18 protein-coding genes are annotated in these 24,462 nt (G+C 49.8%); 9 read left to right on the plus strand and 9 right to left on the minus strand.

Annotated elements, in window-relative coordinates; genetic code table 11:
• Positions 1-210: 210 nt before the first annotated feature.
• From AB1611_08555 to AB1611_08570, 4 genes are all read left to right on the plus strand, one after another.
• Positions 211-975: a 3',5'-cyclic-nucleotide phosphodiesterase gene (locus AB1611_08555; protein ID MEW6379647.1), complete on the plus strand. Its 765-nt coding sequence runs from the start codon at positions 211-213 to the stop codon at positions 973-975.
• Between the two features lie 87 nt (positions 976-1,062).
• Positions 1,063-3,309: an adenylate/guanylate cyclase domain-containing protein gene (locus tag AB1611_08560; GenBank protein MEW6379648.1), complete on the plus strand. Its 2,247-nt coding sequence runs from the start codon at positions 1,063-1,065 to the stop codon at positions 3,307-3,309.
• 421 nt (positions 3,310-3,730) lie between these two features.
• Entirely contained in the window at positions 3,731-4,063 is a 333-nt protein-coding gene (locus AB1611_08565; protein ID MEW6379649.1) for a hypothetical protein, read from the plus strand.
• A 116-nt stretch (positions 4,064-4,179) separates the two neighbouring features.
• Entirely contained in the window at positions 4,180-4,482 is a 303-nt protein-coding gene (locus tag AB1611_08570) for a DUF1805 domain-containing protein (GenBank protein MEW6379650.1), read from the plus strand.
• 56 nt (positions 4,483-4,538) lie between these two features.
• On the opposite strand, the gene AB1611_08575 is transcribed toward AB1611_08570, so the two are convergent.
• Together AB1611_08575 and AB1611_08580 are read right to left on the minus strand one after the other, a co-directional pair.
• Positions 4,539-5,141 (minus strand): isoprenylcysteine carboxylmethyltransferase family protein, encoded by a 603-nt coding sequence (locus tag AB1611_08575; GenBank protein ID MEW6379651.1) that lies wholly within the window; start codon positions 5,139-5,141, stop codon positions 4,539-4,541.
• Positions 5,142-5,320: 179 nt separating this feature from the next.
• Entirely contained in the window at positions 5,321-6,028 is a 708-nt protein-coding gene (locus AB1611_08580) for a NapC/NirT family cytochrome c (protein ID MEW6379652.1), read from the minus strand.
• Positions 6,029-6,373: 345 nt separating this feature from the next.
• On the opposite strand from AB1611_08580, the gene AB1611_08585 reads away from it, so the two are divergent.
• Positions 6,374-6,937, plus strand: coding sequence for a hypothetical protein (locus tag AB1611_08585; GenBank protein MEW6379653.1), 564 nt, complete (start codon positions 6,374-6,376; stop codon positions 6,935-6,937).
• Between the two features lie 126 nt (positions 6,938-7,063).
• Here the strand turns inward: AB1611_08585 and AB1611_08590 are convergent, their stop codons facing one another.
• Positions 7,064-7,582, minus strand: coding sequence for a Rieske 2Fe-2S domain-containing protein (locus AB1611_08590; protein ID MEW6379654.1), 519 nt, complete (start codon positions 7,580-7,582; stop codon positions 7,064-7,066).
• A gap of 412 nt (positions 7,583-7,994) precedes the next feature.
• On the minus strand, positions 7,995-9,329 hold the full coding sequence (locus AB1611_08595) for a hypothetical protein (protein ID MEW6379655.1): 1,335 nt from the start codon (positions 9,327-9,329) through the stop codon (positions 7,995-7,997).
• Positions 9,330-9,803: 474 nt separating this feature from the next.
• On the opposite strand from AB1611_08595, the gene AB1611_08600 reads away from it, so the two are divergent.
• From AB1611_08600 to AB1611_08610, 3 genes are all read left to right on the plus strand, one after another.
• On the plus strand, positions 9,804-10,760 hold the full coding sequence (locus AB1611_08600) for an energy-coupling factor ABC transporter permease (protein ID MEW6379656.1): 957 nt from the start codon (positions 9,804-9,806) through the stop codon (positions 10,758-10,760).
• A 90-nt stretch (positions 10,761-10,850) separates the two neighbouring features.
• Positions 10,851-13,688 carry a sigma 54-interacting transcriptional regulator gene (locus AB1611_08605; protein MEW6379657.1) on the plus strand — a complete coding sequence of 946 codons (2,838 nt, stop codon included), beginning with the start codon at positions 10,851-10,853 and terminating at the stop codon, positions 13,686-13,688.
• A 274-nt stretch (positions 13,689-13,962) separates the two neighbouring features.
• On the plus strand, positions 13,963-16,620 hold the full coding sequence (locus AB1611_08610) for a carboxypeptidase-like regulatory domain-containing protein (protein MEW6379658.1): 2,658 nt from the start codon (positions 13,963-13,965) through the stop codon (positions 16,618-16,620).
• 94 nt (positions 16,621-16,714) lie between these two features.
• Here AB1611_08610 and AB1611_08615 read toward each other — a convergent pair whose 3' ends face one another.
• From AB1611_08615 to AB1611_08625, 3 genes are read right to left on the minus strand one after another with little or no spacing between them, the layout of a single operon-like run.
• Complete coding sequence (locus AB1611_08615; protein ID MEW6379659.1) at positions 16,715-17,989, minus strand: glycosyl transferase; 1,275 nt, start codon at positions 17,987-17,989, stop codon at positions 16,715-16,717.
• Between the two features lie 3 nt (positions 17,990-17,992).
• On the minus strand, positions 17,993-21,223 hold the full coding sequence (locus AB1611_08620; GenBank protein ID MEW6379660.1) for a glucosyl-3-phosphoglycerate synthase: 3,231 nt from the start codon (positions 21,221-21,223) through the stop codon (positions 17,993-17,995).
• Positions 21,224-21,241: 18 nt separating this feature from the next.
• Positions 21,242-22,546 (minus strand): glycerate kinase, encoded by a 1,305-nt coding sequence (locus tag AB1611_08625; GenBank protein ID MEW6379661.1) that lies wholly within the window; start codon positions 22,544-22,546, stop codon positions 21,242-21,244.
• Between the two features lie 107 nt (positions 22,547-22,653).
• Here AB1611_08625 and mpgP point away from each other — a divergent pair, with 107 nt between their 5' ends.
• The gene (gene mpgP, locus AB1611_08630; GenBank protein MEW6379662.1) at positions 22,654-23,514 is read left to right on the plus strand and encodes a mannosyl-3-phosphoglycerate phosphatase; all 861 of its coding nucleotides are present in this window, start codon (positions 22,654-22,656) and stop codon (positions 23,512-23,514) included.
• Positions 23,515-23,607: 93 nt separating this feature from the next.
• Here mpgP and AB1611_08635 read toward each other — a convergent pair whose 3' ends face one another.
• Complete coding sequence (locus AB1611_08635) at positions 23,608-24,024, minus strand: class I SAM-dependent methyltransferase (GenBank protein MEW6379663.1); 417 nt, start codon at positions 24,022-24,024, stop codon at positions 23,608-23,610.
• A 117-nt stretch (positions 24,025-24,141) separates the two neighbouring features.
• The gene (locus AB1611_08640; protein MEW6379664.1) at positions 24,142-24,300 is read right to left on the minus strand and encodes a hypothetical protein; all 159 of its coding nucleotides are present in this window, start codon (positions 24,298-24,300) and stop codon (positions 24,142-24,144) included.
• Positions 24,301-24,462: the final 162 nt, after the last annotated feature.

Below are 24,462 nucleotides of genomic sequence, written 5' to 3' on the forward strand. Positions count from 1 at the left end.
ACCCAAGGGAGGGGAGCTTTTCTCCTTCCTCCAAGCCGCATGGAGGACCACTTCCTCCTCCATGCAAGCCTCCCTTCCATAGCACGGGAGGGGCAGCAACCTTGCTTCCTCAAAACTGCCCCTCCCGTGCAGCTTCTATCTTTCTTTTCATTGAGCGAAAATCTGGTGAAGAAGAGCAAAATGGCCGAAAAGATGGAGAGGAGGATAACCATGAAGATTCAAGTTCTGGGGTGTTGCGGGGGAAGGCTGCCTGGCTTCTATACGAGCGGTTTTTTATTGAATGACCATCTTCTCCTTGATGCTGGAGAGATAGGGGGAGTGTTAAAGATTGAGGATCAATGCCAAATCAGTGATATCCTGCTCACCCATGCCCACCTGGACCATGTCGTGGGTCTTCCCTTTCTTGGGGATACTATTTTCGGGCAGATCCATAAATCCATCTCTATTATCAGCATTCAGGATGTGCTTGACAGCCTCCATCGGCATGTATTTAACGATCAGATATGGCCGGACTTCACCCGGCTGCCTGGCCAGCATGGACAGCCTGTGTTCCGCCTGCAACCTCTTCGCCCAGGTCTGCCCTGTTCCATTGCTGAATTCGAAGTTATCTCCTTTCCCGTGCGCCATACGGTTCCTACTGCCGGTTACCTGATTCGTGACCAGGAAACCGCTATCCTGTATTCCGGGGATACCGGCAGTCTTCAGGATATTATTCAGGCTATCAGGAGTGCTGAAAAACTCAAGGCCGCCTTTATTGAAACTTCCTTTCCGAACCGGCTGAAGAAATTGGCTGAAGAGACGGGCCACCTTATTCCGGCAGCTTTATCCACGCTCCTGGCTGAATTGGATCCGCAGATTCAGGTCTGGCTTTTTGGCATGAAGCCGCAGTACCTTGAAGAGATTGCCAAAGAGTGCCAGGAATTTCAGGACAGAGCCAGAATACTGAGACAGGGAGAGATCCTGCACCTGACATGACAGGTGCAGGAATTGAAGGACACCACACCAGATACAGAGGCACAGAGGTAAGCCCGGAGAAAAGCACAGGCGTGGGGGGGTGAGAGAGTGAAAAACTCGAGAAAAACTCTTGCCTGGGGATTTATCATCAGCCTTTCGATCAGCCTGGCCATGATGGGACTCTATGTTGGACACCCCCGGTTCATGGAAGTCATTGAGCTGAAAGCATTCGACCTGCGTTTTCGCTGGCGGGGGTGCATTCCTCAAGGACCTGAAGTGGTCATTGCAGCCATAGACCAGAAAAGCATTGATGAGCTGGGAAGATGGCCCTGGCCGCGCAGCAGAATGAAGCGCCTGGTCGATGAGCTGAAAGCTGCCGGAGCCAGGGTTGTGGCATTTGATATCACCTTTCCCTCCCCGGAGCTGGACCCGGAATCCTCTGAAGAGCATGCCCTTGAGCTGGTCAAAAATCTCAACAGCTCCGCTCTTTCGATTGACCGCCAGCAAATCAGGAAGGCATTAAGCCGCCTTGACCCGGACCGGGATTTCAGCCTGGCCATTCGGAAAGCGGGCAATGTTATTCTGGGCATGTTTTTCTTCCTCTCTCCGCAGGAGGTACCGACCGGCAAGAGGCTGCGGCCTGCTCCGCCTTATCTTGTCTCGCAGCGCTATCCCCTGGTTCAGCAGTTGGGTCCCGTGGCTTCGGACAGCCCCATCATCCCTCAAGGGTATGGCTATGAAGCCAGTCTGGACATGCTGGGGGCTTGCGCGCTGGCCAGCGGAGCTTTTAATATGTACCCGGATTTTGACGGTACGATCCGCTGGGCTCCTCTGATTATTGCCTATCAGGGGAATTACTACCCTTCCCTGGATATGCAGGTTATCAGGCATTACTGGGGTTTGAACGGGGATTCCATACTGATCCAGATGGGTGAGCACGGAGTGGAAAGCCTGCTCCTCGAAGGCATGCCTGTTCCGGTCGATGCCAGAGGTCACCTGCTCATCAATTACCGAGGGCCGCACGACACCTATGCCCACTACAGCATCTGCGATATCCTCTCCCGCCGGATTCCGGCTGAAAAACTCCGGGACAGGATTGTTCTGGTAGGAGCTACAGCAACCGGCATCTATGATATGCGCTATACCCCGTATAACATCATGGCCGGGGTGGAAATCCACGCCAATATCCTGGATAGCCTGCTCCATCTTGACTTTCTTTCACTTCCGGGGCATTATATTCTCGTAGATTTATGCCTGTTGCTGGCTGTCGGCCTGCTGCTCGGTTTCCTGCTCCCCCTTACCCGGCCCCTCGTGGGATTAAGTCTGACTGCGGCTCTTCTTGCCGGCTATACCGGGTTCAATCACTACCTGTTCTCTTCGCGGGGGATGTGGATCAATCTGGTCTATCCGGCTGCGGAAATAATGGTCATTTTTACCATGATTACCCTTTACCGATATGCCACCGAGGAGAAGGAGAAGAAAAGGATCAAAAACTCCTTTGAGCGCTACCTCGCTCCCGACCTGGTTCAGGAGCTTATCCAGAATCCGCAGATGCTGAGCCTTGGAGGAGAAAAAAAGCTCCTGACGGTCCTTTTTTCCGATATCCGGGGGTTTACTTCCATCTCCGAGCGGCTGGAGCCGGAAGCCCTGGTGTCCTTTTTAAATGAATACATGAGCATCATGTCCACGATCATCCTGAATTACTCGGGATTTCTGGATAAGTTCATCGGCGATGCCATTATGGCTGTCTACTGTGCACCTATTGTCCGGGAAGATCATGCCCTGTTGGCCTGCCGGGCTGCCCTGGACATGCGAACAGCCCTGGCCGGAATCAATCGGAATCTGCATCAGAAGAATTTTCCGCAGATAAAAATCGGCATCGGCATCAATTCCGGTGAAATGATCGTCGGCAATATGGGTTCCAGGGAACGGATGGATTATACGGTCCTGGGGGATAATGTCAACCTGGCCTCGCGGCTGGAAGGAATTACCAAGGTTTATGGGGTGGATGTGGTAATCAGCGAGCACACCTGTCAGCTTGTCCGGGATGAATTTGTCGTCCGGGAGCTTGATATGGTCCGGGTGAAAGGAAAAACGCAGCCGGTGAAAATATTTGAGCTTATGGGCAGGAAGGAAGAAGCGGCCCATTATGAACCTCTGCTGCGAAGCTTTGCCGAAGGGCTCAGGGTTTACCGGAATCAGCGGTGGGAGGAAGGGCTCAGGAAGTTTCAGAAGGTTTTGGAGATTTGCCCCTCCGATGGGCCCTCGAAATACTATCTTGACCGCTGCCGTCAATACCTGCATTCTCCTCCAGTGCCTGACTGGGATGGCGTACTTACCCTGACGGCTAAATAAGGAACCGAATCGAGACTGTGTTTGCATCCCGTTTCAGAAACGATGCCGCTTAAGCCAGGTGAAATGTCCACTGGACCGATAGACGGTTCTGGAACAAAAAATTGGCTCTTGAAAGCTTTTTTGTAGTATTATATTGATAAGGATAAGGTGCTCATAAGCTCTTTTATCTTACTATTTAATGTTATGAGCATTATTTTACGGTTATTATAAAAAGGCTGGTAGAAATGTATAAAATTATAGATCTTCATGACTTGCCAGATGAGGATGTAAAACTTGTCGAGGAATTAGTTGAATTCCTAGAAGAAAAAGCAAAAAAAGCTGGCTTGCAGGGAGAAAGAAACAATGGATCACAAAGAGGAAAAAATCAACTTTGCCACTTGGTCTTCCGATGTGATTGGTAAGTTGACCAGAGAAGAGATTTATGACTACCTCTGAGATTGCTTTTATAGATAGCAATATTCTTGTTTATGCTTCACAGACCTTTTCTCAATTCTTTTTACCTGCCAAACAACTCAGAGATAAGGGAATGAGAGGTGAATTACCTCTTTGTGTTTGTCCCCAGATACTCATAGAGTTCTTTGCCGTAATAACCAGTCCCAAGAGAGTAACACACCCCTGTACCCAAGGGGAAGCTATTGTTGAAATCAAAAAGTACATCGAGTCTAGAAATATTATTAAGTTTTCTCCTCAGGAAGATACTCTGGATAGAACAATTGCTCTTTTGGAAAAATATGAGATCAAGAGGCAATTGTAACCAAGAACACTGTGAGTATCAATGCCAACTCAAGATAGATCGTATGGATTACCGTGCACTGAGGAATAAAAGAGATAATCCCGATCACTCATTATACGGGAAGAAAGGAAAAAAATATGGAAATCCAGGAAATTGATCTGGATGGGCGCAAGCTGAAAGGGGTAAGGATACCGACGGGAAATACCGTTATCCTGGTTATTGAAGCTCCGGGAGGATTTCTTGGCTGTGGCTATTTTGACATCGAGACAGCCAATAAAGTCAAAGATATTGCAGCTATCGTCACCGGTGTCAGGACCTTTCAGGACATGCTGGACAAGCCGGTCCAAAAGGTCAGCCAGTCTGCTCAGGAACTGGGAATTACCGTAGGATCTTCGGGGCTTGAGGCGCTCCGGAAGATGCTGGCCGGTGAATTGATCTGATTGATGGGCATCGCACGCGGGTTGTGGAAGCGGGCAGCTCATGATTACTGAAGCGGTCACATGATCACGGAAGCAATGATTGGCGGAAGATGCAGATGAGGCAATATCCGTGGATAGATCACATTTCCCAAAAACATCATGGCCAGAACAGCTCCGGTGAATCCCAGAATGCACTGCTTCTCTTTCCTGATGCCCCGCATCCAGAGGGTGGCGGATTCTCCCCTGTCCATTGACCTGCGCAAAGGGTTCGGAACAAGCCGGGGGACGCTCTGATAATATTTGGACCATGCATCGGGAAATTTACTTTTTAATCTTTCCTCTTCCCGGAAAATCACCGGATAGTAAACAAGGAGAAAGAAAAGAAATGTACAGCCCAGGAGAACAGGTCTTTGAACAGCCAGACAGAAGCCGATAGCCATAATCATGCTGCCAAGATAAAGCGGATTCCGGGTGTATCGGTACGGCCCCTGAGTGCAGAGAGTGACATTTTTCTGGATATGGCTGGCCGCCCAGATCCTGATCAACAACCCCACCAGAGCGACTCCGATACCTGGCCACCAGATTCCCCTGGTGCAGGAAAGCAAGACCACCGCCCCTAATGCCCAGCCTAAAAAAAATCTCTGCCTTTCACTTAATTTTCTCTGCCTGGTGTTTTGCATCTTTAGTATTACCCTCACTCATTACCTCTTGATTTCTTCAGTACCCGGTACGTATTGTCCTGGTATTTCTCCTGCTTCGACCGTCGTATTTTCCTTCTAGCATATCGTGAAAAGCTGTTCGCTGTCAACAGCTTTGGTGAGATGTGGAGCGGGGGGAAAATGCTGCCCTGCGCTCAATGTTAAGGAGCTGCTTTTATTCTGACTCCTGACTTCTGACTTCTGACTTCTGACTTCTGGCTCCTGACTCCTGACTTCTGACTATGGCACAAAGTGCAATTTGCGGCCGCGATATCCCGCTCCTTGTGGCAAAGAAAGCAGGAGCTTTTCATATTGGGCAGGAACGAACCTTCCCCATGAGCAACATCTCTATGGCAGGGCATACATTTTGAAATCGTGCCGATTTTTTCCATTACCTGGATATGCTTGACGTGGTTTAAGGTAATCAGCCGGTCTGGCCGGGCATGGTTGTCTATATCTTCTATTTGGTGGCATCCTGATTGAGTGCAGGACACCGGCTCGCAGATTGTTGGCTGTATCGCTGTTGGTTCTGGTTGTACGAGATTTGCCTGACAATTCCGCGCCGATAAGGAAGAGGGGAAAGAAGGGAAAGTCGGATCGAGGAATTCCAGATGAGTGAATGCCGTCTCGACCTGGCTTTGGAGAAAACCCAGGAACCCTGGGCGGGCGTGGCAATGTATACAGGCACTTCCCTGGGAATTAACCGGGCTGTGTTTGGATTTTCTCCAGGTAGCGGCAATGTTTGATGTTTCATGGCAACGAAGACAAAACCAGGCAGTAGAGGATATTTTGATCCCAACAACAGTCATCACACTCATAAGGGAGATACCTGAGCCAGCGATAATCAGCAGTTTTTTCAGTTTCCTCATACCTGCATCCTCCCATCGAGAAGATCAAGTGAAGCCGCAAATGAGCCCAGAGTTCTTTCTTGCCGCATTCGGACCCCCTGAATTTTTACCGTGTTTCACAATTGAAACAAAAATAGAATCCCTGCTTGACCAACAGGTAATTAACAGTTTGAATAATCATATCTTTTACGATGGCACGGAGTATGCTTCGGTTAATTTTCACGGGAAGAATATAATTTGGAACATGATTTGAAACATAGTGACTTGGCGAATTATCCCCGGTGAAAGGAGGTTGAAAGATAATGTGATATATATTTTTTAAACACTTGGAGAGGGAACCATAAAAGAGAATACGAGGGTAAAACCATGAGTAAAGAAAAAGTAATGAAGGTAGTATCTTTATCACGTCCTCTCTTTATCGGGATAAGTATATTACTCGTAACCGGCATAAAAACAGCCAAGGCTCAAAATTGGGCTGCCCTGCCTCCGTACAATACTCTCTGGCCGTTATGGTCTCCGGCACTATCACCAACCAATGCCTCCACCGGGCTTCCCACTCCGCTGGTCACCAGTCTTACACCAGCCACCGTTTTACCAGCCCAGCCCGGCCTGACATGGGATCCCTTCCGAAGGGAACCCTGGCTGCTCTATAATACTCCCCTTGGTATGGCTTATTATGATCCTCTTACCGGAATCGATCTCTGGCCGCCGGGAATCCTGATTAACCAGATTACCGGCCTTCCTATCACTCTCACCTTGCCCGCTAATTATTCCGCTCTTCCTCCGACCCTGGTCTCCTGGCTGGCAGCCAATGTTCCGGCGGCGAACTGGTCATATCTCGTGGCCTATCCAACCTACGCAAGCAGGACTTCGACTCTTCCCCGGCCAACGCTGAGCTCGCTGCTGACTCCTACAGCTCTTCTTCTGTAAACTGGTTTTTCAGCTTTTCCCCCTTCCCCCTGTCCCTCTTCCCCTTTGGGGAGTGAGGGGCAGGAGAGGGGAGACTTTCAGACAACCTGCCAAGCCGGAGAAATACAATGAAAATTACTGGCCAGGTCAAGCCTCTCCGACGAGTATCTTATCGTTGTTCAGAGTTGCCTTTACTATGGTCAGAGGTTTTGGCGCAGGACCGGATTTTACATTTCCGTTCAGGTCATATTTTGCACCATGACATGGGCAGACGATTTCCTGACTGCTTTCATCCCACTGTACGATGCATCCCAGGTGGGTGCATACAGCCGAGAGGGCAACAAGGCCACTGGCTGTGTTAATGACAATAGTAGGAGTTTCTTTATAATTGATAATCTTGGACTTTCCCATGGTGACCTCGGCTGCACTGACTTCCACAACACTTGAATTTCGGGCTGATCTCTGGGGAGGCATCAGATATCGAATTATCGGGTAAATGAATGCCCCGGCTATAGCTCCGAAAATTCCCTTGCCCAGGATATCCAGGAATATCCTTCGAGTAATTGCAAGATAAGGTTTCTGCGTTTTTACCGGCTCAGCTTCAGCTGCTACTTCCACTTCTTCCACTTCTACTTCTACTTCCACTTCCGACTTAGCTAATTCCATAGGTATGAGTAGGCTCCAAAATGAAATATCCGTTCGAATTATTTTCCTCACTCTGTCCTCTTATCCGCTTTGAAGGTAATGGATAAGATGATGAGGGGGACGTTAAGTTATTGCAAGAGGGACAGGTTTAAATCACCTGTCCCCCTTTTACCCAACCGGGCGGATAATTATCGTATCCTGTGTACCTGTTTGTGCACACCGCGCTGTAATCTTATGGTCAGTTGGCACCTTCCCTTCGGATCTGGGAACTGCTGCGGCAGAGCCGCTTTCAGATGGAGAGCGGGGCGTTACTGCCCCCTTTTCCAAGGGGGCAGTTTGGGGAGCTTCTATCCCATCAGACACCATACTCCAATCTGTTTGCCGGTATCCCGACCGACCGCATATTTAGAGTGCTGTGTACTTTCTCAGGTACTTAGTACCGAATTCCGGTGAGGTCATTGATCCCATCTCCATTAGCATCGATAAAGTTGTCATTGATTCCGTTTCTGTCTTCATCCTGCCAGCCATATCCATGAGCATAGGACATTCCCTCAGCCGGTTTGCCCGGATCACAGATTCCGTTTCCATCGGCATCGGTAAAAATATCATTGGTTCCGTCTCCGTTCTGATCGATAAATTTGAACCGATATCCGTGGATAGCCGGCCGTCCGGTCAGGTCATTGATTCCATCACCATTCGCGTCGGCGAATTTATCGTTAATTCCATCTTCATCTTCATCCTGCCAGCCATATAAATGAGAGTAGAGTACATGATTATTCAAGTCATTGATTCCGTCTCCATTCGCGTCCTGGAAAAAGTCGTTCAGCCCGTCATTATTCTTATCGACAAATCCGAAAGTAAAACCATAGGGAGAACTTTGAGGGAGCAGGTCATTCCTCCCATCCCCGTCTGCATCGATGAAACTGTCGTTTATTCCATCTGCGTTCTCATCCTGCCATCCGTAACCGTGGGCATATGCCTGGCCGGTCAGGTCATTTTTTCCGTCGCCATCAGTATCCTGGAAAAGATCGTTTACTCCATCTCCATCCTCATCTTTCCAGGGGAAGCGGTAGCCGTCAAATCCGTCGCAGATCAACAGTCCGTCAGCATCAATGCCGCTGATCCGGCCCAAATCGAGGTCATACGGCAGGCTGAGCCGGATATCTTTTTTGGCCACCTGATTTCCATCGTAATATAAGGTCAGAGAATAATTTCCTGCCTGACAATCCAGAATCTGAAAACTGCCCTCTGCATCGGGAACTCCATATAAACCGGTATTTCCCAAAATCATGACCACCGCATACTGGCTGATCACGGCATTCATGGTCCCGCCACCCCTCCCCGCTCCCTGCCCGGCATTCTGAGGCCCCGGAGTCCCGGTGGGCGGGCCGCCGCCGGTCGTCCCACTCTGTGATCCCGTAGTATCATCCGGCGGGCCGGGAGTTCCATCCGGAGGACCATTCCCTGTGCCGGAGCCGCTTCCGCTTTGGGGCCCCCCTCCAGCACCGGGGACATCATCCGGCGGGCCGGAGGTTCCATCAGGGCCGGGATTTGTTGGCCCTTTCATCCTGACACGGGGGGAAGAGGCGGAAAAATCAATATCCAGCGTTCCTGAAACCCTTATTCCGGATAGAGGGGCTGCTTTGTTTGCAGCATAGGGGGTAATTTGCTTGTTGTCCCCCGATGAATCGCTCCTGCATCCTGAGAGGAATAAAAATGTAATGAGGGCAGCTTTCATTCCAGTAATAACCACTCCGCGGCAATCCATGCACAATCCTCCAACAAGGCAGTAGAAAAAAGATGTATACCAGTAGTAAGTGTCTCATGCTCATTCATCAACCTTCCGACCTCAATAAAGCAAGAAGAATACCAGATGAACCAGAGGATACCAGAGACCGGGTTTTGGTCTGGACTTTTCCTCCATAAATATTATGGAATATCGATTATAGTAAGACAACGCCGATAAGTTTTGATACCAGGATCGAAGTGTTAAACGTTCACTTCGCCTGTTTCAATTATGGAACATGCTCTTATCGATGTTGAGAAATAGACCAGAATTTTCCAAATATGGGACACCGCCGTGCCGAATAAAAATAAAGAAGTCAGGAGTCAGGAGTCAGGAGTCAGGAGTCAGAAGTCAGAAGCCAGGAGTGAGAAGTCAGGAGTCAGAATAAAGACAGTAGTTCAGTTATCAGCTTTTTTACTGACCACTGGCCACTAATCAAAGGAGAAAGAGGAATCAGTGCATGCACCGGATGGATTCTATAGTGACAGCCTGTGCCTGGTCGTGGATATGGCCTGTGCGGGAGTTCTGGCCTACAGCTTGAAAAAAGCCTGGAAGCGGATCAATACCAACGAAGTTTTACTGGCCAGTGCCGTAGGAGCCTTTTGCTTTGCTCTGGAGATGGCCAACTTTGAGGTTACCCGAGGCTCTTCCTGCCATTTCATGGGAGGTGTTTTTGCCTCCATTGTCCTTGGTCCCTACCTGGCTACACTGGTCATGACCCTGGCTCATCTTATCCAGGCCTTTGTTTTCCAGGATGGAGGAATTATGGCTATAGGACCCAATCTGCTGACTATTGTCCTGGTCAGCACCTTTGGGGGATACTATCTCTATGCTCAATTAAAGAATCTGGTTATCGAGCCGTATGGATGTTATATCAGCGCATTTCTTTCAGCCTGGCTCACCCTGCTGATCACCAGCCTGACGGTATGCGGAATGCTGTCGATCTGCGGAATTGAGAAATTTTCAGCCACGATCAGTCCCATGCTCGGTCCCCATGTCGAGGTGGGCATTGCCGAAGGAGTGCTGACCATCCTTCTCATGGTGGGGATTCAGGCGTTGACTTCAAGCCCCATCGAAGACCGGGAAATATCACCCGGATCAGCCCGGAAGGTTGCCTGGGCTTTGCTGGGTATGGCTTTTGTGGTCAGCCTGGCTATCTCCCCGTTTGCTTCCCGGTCTGCAGAGGGGCTGAAGATATTTGCCTTGAACCGCATTCACTTACACTCACAGAAAATCATCATCCCCTACCAGGCACCGATTCCCGATTATCATCTGCCGGGAATCGGGAACCAGAAAGTAGCCAAAATACTTGGAGGAACACTCGGTACAATTATTACCTTTTTTCTCTGTTTTTTTGGATGCTCCACAATAAAAGAACGGGTTCATATGAATGATCTGAGGAGCCATCCATGAATAATAACCTGCTTATTCGCTTTTCTCTGTGCCTCTGTGTCTCTGTGGTGTCCTTGTGGACAAGACACCCCTATAGTTCAAAAATTGATCATGGATAAGAAGCCAAAAAAAATATTAGAAAGCATCCTGCTGCCTTTCATTCTGGTGTTTCTCACGATTTTTTTGACTCATATGGGTATGCAAACCCAATTTATCGACCAGGAACTGGATAAGCTGACCAGTAACAGTATGGTAGCTCAGATGCAATTCATCAGGAATCATTTCCTGACTGACGAGGTGCGAAATCCGCTCCTGGTTCTCCAATATGTGGCTGATTCTATCTTTCCGGGCATTCTGCACGGCGCATCCGGGGATCAAAATTTTTTTTCACCCTACTTGAAGAGGCTGAGAAACGATCTGAACCTGGACCATATAGCTCTCTATGACTTGGAGGGGAAAATACTGGACCAGAAAGTATTATCTTCACATTATGAAAAAGCGGACCTGACCGAATTCCAGAATCTGATCAAACAGGGAAAGGTTACCAGGGAGATTTTTGGATTTGATAAAGCCGACCAGGGTCTGGTCTTGAAAATAATTTTTCCCGTTCACGGTTTCCAGGAGGAGACTGTGGGATACCTGTCAGCCATCCGCTCCCTGGGCAGCCATTTTTTTCAGAAAATCCAGCAGCCTTCCAATCTGGACATCCTGCTCTTCAAAGATGAGCATGCTGTTTTCAGTACCATTCCTGCCAAAACAGGTGAGCCGCTTTCTATCCCTCCCGAGATTCAAAAAAAGGTTCTCAAGGCCAATGAAGAATCACAGCAATCAGTTGAACGTATTTTTATCTTCGGCACCCAATATTATGCTGTTTCTTTTCCTTTCCAAAACCTGCGGGGGAAGACCGTAGGAACTCTCATGCTGGTAGCCGGTCTGGATGCAAAAGCGCAAAGCCTGAAAAAGATTGTCCTGTATCTCCTGTGGGCTGGCGTGATCGGGATCATCTTGCTGATATCTTTTGGATTTCTCATCAGCAAGGGGATAACTACCCCGCTTGAAAGACTCATCCAGGCCACACACCGGGTATCAGCCGGAGACCTGAATACCAGAGCCAGGATACAGTCTCACCGGGAGCTCATTACTTTGTCACAGGCATTCAATACCATGACTGAAAATTTGCAGCATACGCTGGTTTCCAAAAACTATTTCCATACTATTATTGATACCATCAATGACCTTCTGATCATTATTTCTCCTGAACAGACTATCACCTTTGTCAACCAGGCAACTCTGCGGGTGTTAGGGTACGATAGAGCGGAATTGATCGGCAAACCGATTGGTTTTCTTTTCCACAAGGATTACCCTGTGAGAGAAATGGATCTCAATGTGCTCGCTCAACAGGGAACGATCGAAGACTATTCCTGCGGCCTGGTAACGAAATCGGGTGAATCCATCCCGGTGAGCTTTTCGGGATGGCCTATGCTGGATGAACAAAAGCGGCTTTCGGAAATCGTCGGCATTGCCCGGGATATCCGGGAAAAAGCGGAGGCTGAGCGAAAGATCAAAGAGGAGCGTGATAAATTGAATACCCTGATCAATACGATCAATGATCTTATTTTTATCCGTGACTCTCAGGGGAAGGTGATCTTTATCAGCCATGCTGTGCAGGACATCCTCGGCTACTCTCCACAGGAGTTTACCAGCCTGCCCTATGAGGCGGTTCTCAGCTCGAATCCGATTAACCAGAGTTTTCTGGAATCACCTACCCGCCTGTGCACCAGGGGGGAAGATGTTGAGCCCTATTGGACTGAATTTCTGGCCCGCGATGGCAAGCGGCTTATCCTGGAGATCAATGAAGCCCCTTTACTGGGGAAAAAGGGAGAAGTCATCCAGATCATGGGCGTTGGCCGGGACATTTCAGAGAGAAAAAAATTGGAAGAGCAGTTGCGGGAGTGGCAGGAAAAACAGGCAAAAATGTCCGATGAAACCTACCGGTTCGGCAATATTATCGGCAAGAGCCGGAAGATGCAGGAAATCTATGAATTAATCAAAATAGTTTCCCAAAGTAATAGTACTGTTTTGATCCAGGGGGAAAGCGGAACCGGAAAGGAGTTAATCGCTCAGGCCATTCACTGTCAGAGCCCCCGCCGGGATCATCCCTTCATCGAGGTGACCTGTTCGGTGTTGTCTGAGCAATTGCTGGAAAGTGAGTTGTTCGGGCATGTCAAAGGCGCTTTCACCGGCGCTATCGCGGATAAGCCCGGTCGGTTCGAGCAGGCGGACGGAGGGACCATTTTTCTCGATGAGATAGGCGAGGTCAGCCTGAACGAGCAGGTTAAGTTGCTCCGTGTTGTCCAGGAGCGGGAGGTTGTGCGTGTGGGGGGAAATAAACGGATTAAAGTCAATGTCCGGATCATTGCCGCCACCAATAAAAATTTAAAAGAAGCCGTAGCTCAGGGTTCTTTCCGGGAAGATCTCTACTACCGGCTGAATGTAGTGCCGGTCCTGGTACCGCCGCTACGGGAGAGGAAAGAGGATTTACCGCTTATGGTGAATCATTTCATTCAGAAGATGAATAAGAAAATCGGCAAGGAGATTACCGGCATTTCCCAGAAGGCCCTGAACATCCTGTGGAAAGAGGACTGGCCGGGAAACGTCCGTCAGTTGGAAAACACTATCGAGTATGCTGTGGTCCGCTGCCGGGATCAGGAAATAAAGGTGAGGGATCTTCCATCGGATATCCATGGCATCCACTCAGAGGATACCACCTCGGTGCAGGATCTTCTGGCCAACGTCCAGAAATCAGCGCTGATCGATGTTCTGGAGGACTGTCAATGGAACATGACCCAGGCAGCTCAAAAATTAAACATCAGCCGGACCACGCTCTGGCGAAAGATACGCAAGTACGATGTGGCCAAACCCGATAACCTTGGGTCCGCTCTCAGTTAGAGGCACAAAGCTCTGTGCCTCAATAGTTACCTCCCCGATTTGGCATTGGTTTTGCACAATAATCTCGTACAGGCGATACTATAGTTGTTCAGAACGACCCAGCTCAAAAATTGACCTTAACCCTTCAACCCAATCAGCGAAAAGGAGTCAACAAGATGTAAGAATGGGCTTTCCTGTTTCCTGAAGCCTTCAAATTGCTCATTTTGTTTACCACGACCTTTCCGGTCATCGGAGGTTTAAGCTGTTCACTGACAATTTCCGGAGGGAGATGCCAATGCACGAGAGAAAGCTCCTGTTTGCTGCTTTGTTTGTTACCATGGTTTCATTCTGTGCTCTATGGGGATGCGGAGGGGGAAGCTCTTCATCAACCACTGACTCAGGATCGAATAGCCAGCATGAGGATGCCTATACAGGCTATGTTTATGCCCCTGTTTCATCAGGTCAATCACTGTTCAGGCTCTATAATCTTACCGATACCAGTACGGAAGAGGGAGTATTGGTTCTGGACAGTCCTGCTCAGGCCCCGGCTGGATACGAACCGTTAGTAGGCTGCAAGGTTGTTCTTCCCGATGGCACTGAAGCCACGACGGATGCCTATGGCCGGTTCGGGTTTGCCCGAATACCCTTTACCAGCTCCGACAGGGGGATGCCCCTGATAATAGATCCGCAGGGTTCAAATCACCCCCGTCTGGCGCAGGTAATTGTCCCGCTCGTTGTTCCCCGCCGGGGAACTGCTGCTGACCTTGTGGACAGCGAGGACCTTCGGCTGGTGGTCAGGCCTGCTTCGCTGCTGTTATCCAAGGGATCGAGGTTTCTCTATCATGCTTTTTGGGTTGACGACAGCCAGGGGGCCGTATATCAGGTTCTTCCGGATGATGTCACCTGGTCAGTCGGCGGCGAGGGGGGAAGAATTATCGGCACTATTTCCTCCGGCGGGCTTTTCCTGGCTACCGGCCTTGGCAAAGGGCAGGTTGTGGCTACAGCAAGGGTCAATTCCCGGCAGATGACAGCCTCCAGTGAGATAGAAGTTATCGACAGGCTGCAGGTATCCCGGATATACGGCCTGGTTACCGATGCCTTTCAAAATCCTGTCGAGGGAGTAATCATCTTTGTGGCCGGGTTTGAAAACGGTGTGGTTACCGGATGTCAGGGCGATTATCTCATTCCCCGTGTTCCCACCGGCGAGAGTCTGACCCTGACCTTTATCTACCGGGGTATCGTGGTCAGGACCCTGAAGGACGTTGTGTTAGAGCATGGAGAGGCAAAGGAAATCAATGTGAGCCTCGATACTTTCCATGAAACCGGCAGGCTTTTCTTCCGTGGGGGCCAGGTAATCCTGTCGGTCGAAGGATTGGCGGGACCGCTTTCAACCGATGAATTTCCGCAAACCAAAGAATACGAACTGCTGGGGGTAGCTGAAGTCTATCCGGATATCTATCAGCAGCTTCAGCAGGACCCGTCCGTGGGTATCCCGGCTATAGTGGAAGGAACCCCGAACTATTCTTCATCGCAGGTCGGCAGCCTCCTTCCCCAGGTGCACCTCACTTCTCTCCAGGTTCTGGCCATAGAGCAGAATGCTCCTGTGGAGACCCTGCAAGGGGAAATCTCCTGGCAGAATGGAGAGGCGTATTTCCGGGGAACAGGCAGAGGCCAGAACTCAGGCTCCGGTCAACTGAAAGTAGACGGCCTCGGGGTCTTTTCCCGGATCCAGGCCAAAATACAGAACTCTCCCGGCACCTGGTTTGCTGTCAAAGTCATTGGCCGGATTGACCGCCTGAGCCGGATTATTACCCTCCTTAATATCAGCATGGTCGAAAAGTTTTTCCAGGAAGAGGGGGAAATATACTATAATCCGGATATTTCACCGCAAGGGGCCATTCTGATGGAACCTGCTGCCGCAGGCTCCGGTCAGACAGAGGGACAACAGCCTTACCTTCTCCTCAATGTCAGGGCAGTCTCACCGGAGATTTGTGACCTGCTGACATCTTTTCCGAACAAGCGCTTTTCCGGCCAGGTTTCCGGCTTTGAGCTCGATGAGTCCGGCTCTGATTTCCTGCCGGTCAGCGTGTCCCGTATCCAATTGTTTTCAGAGGCAGGTTATCTGCTGCACAAGCGGGGGAAGATATGGTCTGATACCACGGGTCAGATCCGGTTCTCTCCATCCCTTTCGCTGGGGGCTGGTGAAGAAGTGTACATCCTGAACGGGGTTTCGGAGTTTGATGAAATTCAGGCTACCCTGGAGCAATTTCCCGGCAGAGTATATCTTTGCTACCTGTCCGGAGAGATCAGCCAGGGAGGTGATGAAATCACCGTCTCACAACTGGAGCTGCTTGGCCCGGATGAAGAGCCGCAAGGGGACGGAGCGGGACTGCGGGGTGATGGAATTGCCTATTACAAAATCGATAACGGCGCGGTCCAGGGCTACCGGTATCTGTACCAGAAGATCATGTCGAATGGGTACATTGACGGTAATCTGTATGAGTTGAGCAACATTCGGCCAGGCAGCGAAATCGCCGATACCTTGAAGGCACAACCGGGGCAGATTTTCCAGGTCACCCTGAATTATTCTGATATCCCAAATAACGGGCAGCAGAATAACGTCCGACCGGGTCCAACCCGGCTGATCGTCAACAAGATAGATATTGTGAAAAATGGAGATCCGCTGTTTCAGGTTTCCGGAGAGCTGATTTATCACTCCTGGGAAAACATTCTGGAGATGGTGGCTACCTCCCCCGCTTTCCCGGCGGGAAGCCGGCAAAGCTTCATCCTTGACAAGGTGCCGAACGGTATTTTAAGTGACCTCATGAGTCATCCGGACCGCTTTATCTCGGTTACCGGCATCATCCAGGTATTCCAGCAGGGACAGCGCTCCATCCGTGATCCCCTGAAAGCCAAGGCCCTCAATCTGGAGATTGAGGAAGACCTGGATTAGATAATTTTTCACCAGACATTGATTAATGCTGGTCCTTCCCTTCCTCTCCCTCCCCGAAATGCGGGGAGGGGGCAGGCAGGGGGGACCCTGATTTTTATGCTGATGCGATTCCTCTCTTGTTTGGAATCAATATCGGCTTATTGAGCATCCTCTTTTGTCCTCTCCTGTTATCCAATTCAACAGCCTGGACAAATCGCTTTTGAAAATCCGGTATGGCGGCTATCACCCTGACCCAGGCTGACAGCATGGGAATGCCCGCAGGATCTTCAGTGAATTCATGTATGCCCTTCTTGAGAGCCTCAAGGAACAGCTCGGTAGTCACAATTTCCTCATGACGGTCATATTTCAGCCCATTGAGCATGGCCAGGGCATTGAATTTTTCTATGGCGGCACGCGATTCCTGAATATAGGTCATAAGGAGGGTTCGAAAAAATGAATCTGCCATGACAATACCATCCTGGCTGAGCACTCTGAAAAGGGTCTGGGTAATCTCATTGGCCATTCGGATAAGTCCGGTGTGCTGCTCCTCTTTGCTGACTTCCTGATGTTTATGGTCATAAGTTTGTACCAGGTCAACCTGGGCAACCCGATTGGTGGATGTTTTGGTATAGACTTCACTGAGCATGGAAATTTCGAGGCCCCAGGTCGGCGATATGCGAATGCTGCGGGCGAGACTTGCCAAAAAGGCGAACTCCCCGGAAAGAGGGTAGCGGAAACTATCGAGGTATTCGAGAAAGGAATTGTATTTTAAAATTTTTTTCAGTGACCGTATGAGAGGGGTATAAAAAAGCCGGGTTACTCTTCCGTAAAATTTATCATGAGCCCGTGCGTAATAGCCTTTGCTGAACTCGTAGTCCAGGGCGGGGTGGATGATCGGGTAAAGAAGCCGTGCCAGAAGCTCTCTTCTATAGTTGAGAATATCGGTATCGTGCAATCCTATGGCATAGACTTCCCGGTCAGCGAGGATATATCCCAGGGTCATCCATACCGATCTCCCCTTGCCGGGATTCTCGATCCTGAAATCCGCGTGCCGTAATTCTTCATACAGGGACTGCATCCGGGGACCATCATGCCATATTACCTTTACCGTAGTCGGAAGCTCGCTCATGATTTCTTTTACTCTTTTGAATTCATCCTCACCGGCCCGGTCAAGAGAAAGCACTATTTGAGAAAGATAATCGACCTGCTTGAGCTCTGCGATAATTCCCGGCATGGCCGGGCCTTCAAATTCCGAGTAGAGCGCGGGAAGCAGAAGTACCATAGCTCTTTTTTGACTGAATTGCCGCAGCTCATCCTCGATTTCTTCAACCGGTCTTCTGGTGATATCCTGCAAGGTGGCAATGGAACCGTTCTGGAAATAGTCTGACATGTTCTAATCCTCAGTGGTTGATGGAGCATCACTGTCATGGCATCCTGCGACCATATGGCGGTCTCGGTAGGCTTGGATTGTGGCAATCGGCGGCCTTTCCATATCGGTAATGACACTCTCGTTGAGTGAGTGGCGATGATGATTATGGACGATAAGCTTCATCGAACGGTTGAGCTCCGTGCTCAGTTGCACTTTCTTTTCTGCTTCGAGACGGCAGATAATCACCTGGGTGATAGCGAATGCCATTCGGCTGAGATCAGCCAGTGATTTATTGCGGTGAACACGCTCATCGAGGTTCACTTGACCGATAGCCGACAGTCCAAAATTGGACAATATATCGATCAGAATACCGATTTCAACACCATAGCCGGTGAAAAATGGTATGGATTCGAGGGCTCGACGTCGGCCGGCGTATTCACCACTCAATGGCTGGATCAAGCCTGAGAGCTCCGGGAAAAACAGGTTTATCAGTGGTCTGGCTGTCAATTCTGTCACGCGGCCTCCCCCTGTGTGGTGGAGGATTCCGTCAATGCATATGGGCCGGTGATAAAAGCCTTTGACATACTGCAATTTCGGTTCTCGCAATAATGGGCCGACGAGACCATAAACGAACTTGGGATCCATATTGGAAATATCGGTATCGACCCAGGCGATGATATCTCCTTTCAGGACATGCAGGCTCTTCCATAACGCCTCGCCCTTGCCTCGATAGCTGGCTGCCTCCGGCAGTATCTCGCTGTGCTGATAGACGGGAACGCCAAGGCTCTCGGCTATTTTTACGGTATCGTCATGTGAACCGCTGTCAATGACTGCGATTTCGTCAAGGAGCCGAACCCGGTCCATCAGCCTGCTCTTGATGGTCTCGATGACCTGGCCGATAGTCTCTGCTTCATTCAGGGTTGGCAGCCCAAGGCTGATGGAAAGTCCCTGTCGTTGCTTGAGGGCGACAAGCTCCTCCAGGTTCGAAAACTCGGAGTGTTCAAACGTGTTCTCGGCAAACCAGCGATCGACAATGACACCCACCGGTAATTCGGGAACCACAAAGGATGCCGGATCGATAGCCTGGCGTGTCTTGACCGCAATCAGTGTGGCCTCGCATTTCTTGGCAATTGCCTCGGGAACAGCACCAAGGGCAAATCCACCTGCCTCTTGAGGGCCAGCCGATACACCCATGACCACCACCTCATGGTCCTTTGTTTGGGCCAGAATTCCTTCTTCGAGTGATTTCACCTCGATAGATCGTACCTCAACCCCATCAAGGTCGGGTAATGAAGTAAGAAATTTTTCGAATGACTTCAGGTCGGATGCCCGCCGTTGCGGATTACCGATCAGGTCCACGTGCAGGAGGGTCACTGAACAGCCGTAGTAACTGGCAAGCCGAGTGGCGATTTGCATTGCCAGATGCGCATGAGGGCCACCACGGACAGGCACAAGGATACGCCTCCATGCCTGCTCACGTCCCTGCCGTATTATGGCCAGATTGCAGGGCAACTCGCTTATGAGGCTGGCGAATGGAGTACCGAAGACCGGTGCTTCTTTATTTTCCTGGTTTGGCCAGCCAAGGACTACCAACTCAGGTTGCTCTTCGAGGACAACGTCTCTGATGCCTTCGTATGCGTGGCGTGCGATGCGAACAGAAGGGCAGAACTCGATTGAGCTCGGACTCAAATCGGAAATACGCTGCAATAGACGCCGCTGACGACGGGCCAGGATCGTTCCTTCAGAGAGACTTCGATGTTCAGGAATCTCGACCACACCCAAAGCAACGGTCTGTCCTTGGGTGTCGCCAATCATGCTCGATGCGATCTTGACCAGATTGCCGGCAGTTCGCGGATTTGCAACCGGCACCAAAATAGTGTACGGATGCTTTGGCTGATCAGGGGTGGGGAGAGGGGCAGGGTGAGGGAAAGCTTTTAGGACCGCTTGGGAAGCTGTATAACTAAAATGGGAATTTTTTCCAGATAGAGTTGCCAGGCGATTCAGCAGATGAGGCTTCTGGTGCTCGAATGACTTGGCCTGCTGCTCGATGACCTGCTCGGCCTGCTCAATCTCCATATCACCTGTCTCGATTACGAACGAGGCAAGCCGGCCAAAGTGCAGAGGAGTAAGCGCCTCGATGAGATTCGTCCGCTGATCCGCAGGCTTGACCAGGTAAGAACTAAGAAAATCATAGACAACTTCAGCCCATAGTTCGGCGGAGAATCCAGCCTCCGGATCCTTTTGGCGGCTGGCATCGAACACCCGCTCTGCGGCAGAAGGGCAAAGAACCTGCTGCCACTGATCAATGAATTTCGCTGCACCGAGACAAAAACGTTCCTGGAGAGTCCGGCTATCAACCTTGATAGGCTTGGGCTCAACAGGCCGCTGAAAACCGTAATCGGAAACAGAATGGCTGGACCTGATGTCTGTCCAATACTTCTGAAACGTGCCTGCCAGGTTGAAAAGTGTATTGACAACTTGATGGAACATGGGTCCCAGGTCGGCAGCAGGATCTTTAACATCATGCACCTTGGCACCAAGGCGAGCCTGGACGATGGAAAAACCTTCGGTAATGGCCAGCGTCGTCAGCCAGATGTCAATGCCGAATCGTGCCACATCGTCGTCCCAAAGCGGACTTTCCAGGATCGAGGCAATGAAGTCATCGCTGAGGCCAAAATCACCCCCAATCGGCTGGCGGATGCGCCAGCCGTAAAGCGCTCGTGTAAGCGGGTAGGCAATGTTATTGGTAATAGTTCCGTCGTATTTATGTCGTGAGTAGAGCGGTGCCACATAGTCATAACCACCTTTCAGGATGGGGCCGGCGAGAAGCTCGATCCACTCAGGGCCTATACTGCGCAGGTCGGAGTCGACAATTACACAGGCTTTAACCTTGAGCCGTCGGGCTATTTCGAAGATGGCCCGTACGGCCGAGCCTTTGCCGGGTGTGCCGCTATAGGTAAACGTCAGTCGATGAATACCGCGAGCGGCAGGAGAAAGCACCACTTTCTCGACATAATCCGGAGACGCTGTACTCAACACCAGCTCTCGGGTCGCATCCTGTGATCCTCCGTCAGAGTTCACGAGGACAGAGCGAAGTTCGGGGAAATACTGACCCAGCCCGGCGCTGGCAGCCTTTACCACATGGGCGATAGTTTCTCCGCTTCTGAAGCTGGGTATCCCCACCATAATATCTGCGCTGCCAACCTTATCCAGGCGGTCAAGTATGTCAGGGCTCAAATGTGTTTTATTTTCCATTCAGCACCTCATCCTCAGCTAGGTAATTACCATGATCGTAAGATCCATAACATTAGTCCCTGTAGGACCGGTTTTAATAAGGTCTTTTGTCTGCTTAAAGAAATTATAGGAATCGTTATTTTTTAAATACTCATCAATTCTCAGACCGAGGTCTTGAGCTTTCAAGTAACTTCTTGAGTCCACAATCGCTCCGGCTGCATCGGAATTGCCGTCTATCCCATCCGTCCCTGCACTCAGGAGGAAAATATTCTGCTCATCCCGTATCTCCTGCAAGGCGGACAGGCACAACTCCTGGTTCCTGCCGCCGGTGCCCCGTCCTTTCACCGTTACGGTTGTCTCACCGCCAAAGAGCAGGCAGACCGGCCTTTCAAACGGATTTCCCGATTTTACAATCTCTTTCCCAAGGGAGATCAAGACCCTGGCAACTTCTCTGGCCTCTCCTTTCAGTTGAGAAGTCATGATAACCGCTTTCATTCCCTGTGCTTGTGCTTTTTCTTTGGCTCTCATCAAGAGCTGCAAGTTACTTCCGATAATGAAGTGCTCGATAACCTGTGCGGGGCGTTTCGGCGTGTCTTCTATTTCACCCTTCAGTCCTTTGTCGATAACCAGTTGAGCATTCTCCGGCAGAGAGGTGAGGATGCCGGAGCGGGTGAGAAGGTCATATACATCGTTATAGCTCGAAGAATCACCGTAGAAAGGAGCTGAACCAATGGTTTCCAGATCATCGCCGATGACGTCGGAGATGACCAGAATCACTCCCTGAGCCCTGGTGAATTGGCCGAGCCTTCCACCTTTCACCATCGATACATGTTTTCTTACCCTGTTAACATCCTCAATGGGTACATTGCTCTCCAGCAATATCCTGGTAACTTTCTGCAAATCCGCTAACGTCAGAGGCGGCAGCGGTTTTTCCAGGAGTGCCGAGCTTCCACCGGATAGAGCATAAATAAAAAAGTCTCCGGAAGAGAGTCTTTCAAGGTGCTCAATAAGCATATCGGCTGCAATGAGGCTTTTTCCCCTGGGGACCGGATGGGAGCTTTCAAATACCTCGATATTTTCCGCGCAATAACCAGCATGATTGGAAACCACAAAACCGCCTGCGACTGGATAATCAATCACTTCATGCAGTGCCCTGACCATTTCTCCAGAGGCTTTGCCGCTCCCGAAAAGATATATTCTGCGATAATCATGAAGATGATAGGTGTTTTTCCCGATTAGAAGGTCGCCATTTTGGTATTTGACTGAACTTTTGATTAAATTTTCCGGGAGAACCGCTTGAAGGGCATCCTGAAAAAGGGATATAATATCCTCTCGCATGGGCATGGTCCGTTCTCCTGATTGTCCGTTGATGTATTCGATCTTATTGGATAAGGTCCTATTTGAGGCAATAAACTGATGACATTTTTTCAGGATAAGTTAACGGGAGAGAAATGTCAACCTTTCACAGGGTAAAAAATAAACCGGCACCCGATCCTTTTCCGGTTATTATTACCGATTTGGACGGAACGCTTCTGGACCATCATACCTATTCCTTTGAAGAAGCCCGGCCGGCTCTGGAACTTATCCGGCAAAGAGGGATACCTCTCATCATGTGCAGCAGCAAAACAAGGGCCGAGATTGAAAAGATCAGAAAAAAGCTGAATAATGCAGATCCTTTTATCTCCGAGAACGGTGGCGGAGTCTTTGTTCCCGGCAACTATTTCTCCTTTCCCTTTTCTTTCGACCGGGAAAAGCATGGCTATAGCGTTATAGAGCTGGGAACCCGGTATGAAAAGCTGATTGAAGCCCTGAAGCGGATACAGGAAACGACAGGATTACCCCTGAAAGGCTTTTCCACAATGAATACGGGGGAAGTCGCCGGATTGTGCGGTCTTTCCGTCGAAGATGCTTTCCTGGCCCGGCAAAGAGAATATGATGAACCTTTCCTGGTGGATGGTGGGACAGGCAGTGGTTTTCAGGAAGCGGAGAACACTATCTCTGAGGCTGTAAGGAAAGAAGGATTATTTCTTACCCGGGGAGGGAGGTTCTATCACCTGACAGGCCCCAGTGACAAGGGGAGAGCTGTCCGCATACTGCTGGAGCTGTTTCAACGCCAAAAGGGAAATATCTTCAGCATTGCACTCGGAGACAGCCGGAATGATGCCCCGATGCTGAAGGAGGCTGATGTGGCTGTTTTGATTCAAAAAGAAGATGGTTCCTGTGAAGAGATAGAAGGATTAAGCGGTTTTCAATCCGATGCCCCAGGCCCCAGAGGCTGGAACAGGGCTATTTTGAGAATCCTGAAGGACTGAAGACGCAGAGGTTTTTCTTCTGTGCTTTTCAACTACTCAGGCACAAAGGGGCAAAGGCACAGAGGCACAAAGTTTCCTTTGGTTATTTGATGTTCAACTCGTCAAACCAGGTATCGGCCGGCCCACATCCTTGAATGCGCAGGTAAATTCGACAATGTAGATGCCCGCCGGACGGAGAGATGCGGACATAGCCTTGAAATGGTTGATGATGTCTTCATCGGAAATGCAGTAGCCGAGACTGTTGATGGGATTAATTGCCGCATCGAATTGGGGATTGAATTTCATTGTTTTCATATCGCCCAGGAGAACCTCGGCCTTTTCGCTCCACCCCGCCTCCCTGATTTTTTCCTGTGCATAGGAAACCATCTTCGTGTTGATATCATAGCCAGTGACACGGTAACCGTTTTGAGGAAAGGCTGTCAGATACATGCCGCTACCACAAGCTGGTTCCAGGATTTTCTTGACTTCAAAAGCAGCATATTTCCTGAAGCAATCAATAAAAAATTTCACCTCTCTGGAGACATCCCGTGAGAAGACAAATCATAGTAGAGCGGCAGGTTGTAGAAGAAAGAAGTATCAGTCGTGTCCATACTATAAATTCCCCTTTTTAATTCTCCTTGCAAGGAATTAATCTCTTAAAAACCCTTTTGAAAGGTTTACAAGATAGCGTATCCTGACCTGGAGGTCAAGGGATTTCTCGGAAATTTTTTTTAAACTGAGGATTTGAGTTTCATAATATATTCTGACTCCTGACTTTTGGCTCCTGAACTCCTCTTCACTGGCCACTGGCCACTCCCTTCTGATTTCTGCCTTCTCCCGCATCAGCAATTCAGAGTGAGGAAAAATAGGGGTAAAAACATAGCAATATTGAGGAGATAGAAAAACATTCTCAAGAAATTTTTCGGATTATTTTGCTTTGATTGAAGGGATTTTTGTGATAAATCAGGG

The organism is bacterium, assembly GCA_040755755.1.
Lineage (GTDB): Bacteria > SZUA-182 > SZUA-182 > DTGQ01 > DTGQ01 > DTGQ01.

Bases quoted from the DNA above. Each gene is read 5' to 3' on its own strand.
- AB1611_08555 (MEW6379647.1), top strand. From the start codon at position 211: ATGAAGATTCAAGTTCTGGGGTGTTGCGGGGGAAGGCTGCCTGGCTTC.
- AB1611_08565 (MEW6379649.1), top strand. From the start codon at position 3,731: ATGACTACCTCTGAGATTGCTTTTATAGATAGCAATATTCTTGTTTAT.
- AB1611_08570 (MEW6379650.1), top strand. From the start codon at position 4,180: ATGGAAATCCAGGAAATTGATCTGGATGGGCGCAAGCTGAAAGGGGTA.
- AB1611_08575 (MEW6379651.1), bottom strand. From the start codon at position 5,141: ATGCAAAACACCAGGCAGAGAAAATTAAGTGAAAGGCAGAGATTTTTT.
- AB1611_08580 (MEW6379652.1), bottom strand. From the start codon at position 6,028: ATGAGGAAACTGAAAAAACTGCTGATTATCGCTGGCTCAGGTATCTCC.
- AB1611_08585 (MEW6379653.1), top strand. From the start codon at position 6,374: ATGAGTAAAGAAAAAGTAATGAAGGTAGTATCTTTATCACGTCCTCTC.
- AB1611_08590 (MEW6379654.1), bottom strand. From the start codon at position 7,582: ATGGAATTAGCTAAGTCGGAAGTGGAAGTAGAAGTAGAAGTGGAAGAA.
- AB1611_08595 (MEW6379655.1), bottom strand. From the start codon at position 9,329: ATGGATTGCCGCGGAGTGGTTATTACTGGAATGAAAGCTGCCCTCATT.
- AB1611_08605 (MEW6379657.1), top strand. From the start codon at position 10,851: ATGGATAAGAAGCCAAAAAAAATATTAGAAAGCATCCTGCTGCCTTTC.
- AB1611_08610 (MEW6379658.1), top strand. From the start codon at position 13,963: ATGCACGAGAGAAAGCTCCTGTTTGCTGCTTTGTTTGTTACCATGGTT.
- AB1611_08615 (MEW6379659.1), bottom strand. From the start codon at position 17,989: ATGTCAGACTATTTCCAGAACGGTTCCATTGCCACCTTGCAGGATATC.
- AB1611_08620 (MEW6379660.1), bottom strand. From the start codon at position 21,223: ATGGAAAATAAAACACATTTGAGCCCTGACATACTTGACCGCCTGGAT.
- AB1611_08625 (MEW6379661.1), bottom strand. From the start codon at position 22,546: ATGCCCATGCGAGAGGATATTATATCCCTTTTTCAGGATGCCCTTCAA.
- mpgP (MEW6379662.1), top strand. From the start codon at position 22,654: ATGTCAACCTTTCACAGGGTAAAAAATAAACCGGCACCCGATCCTTTT.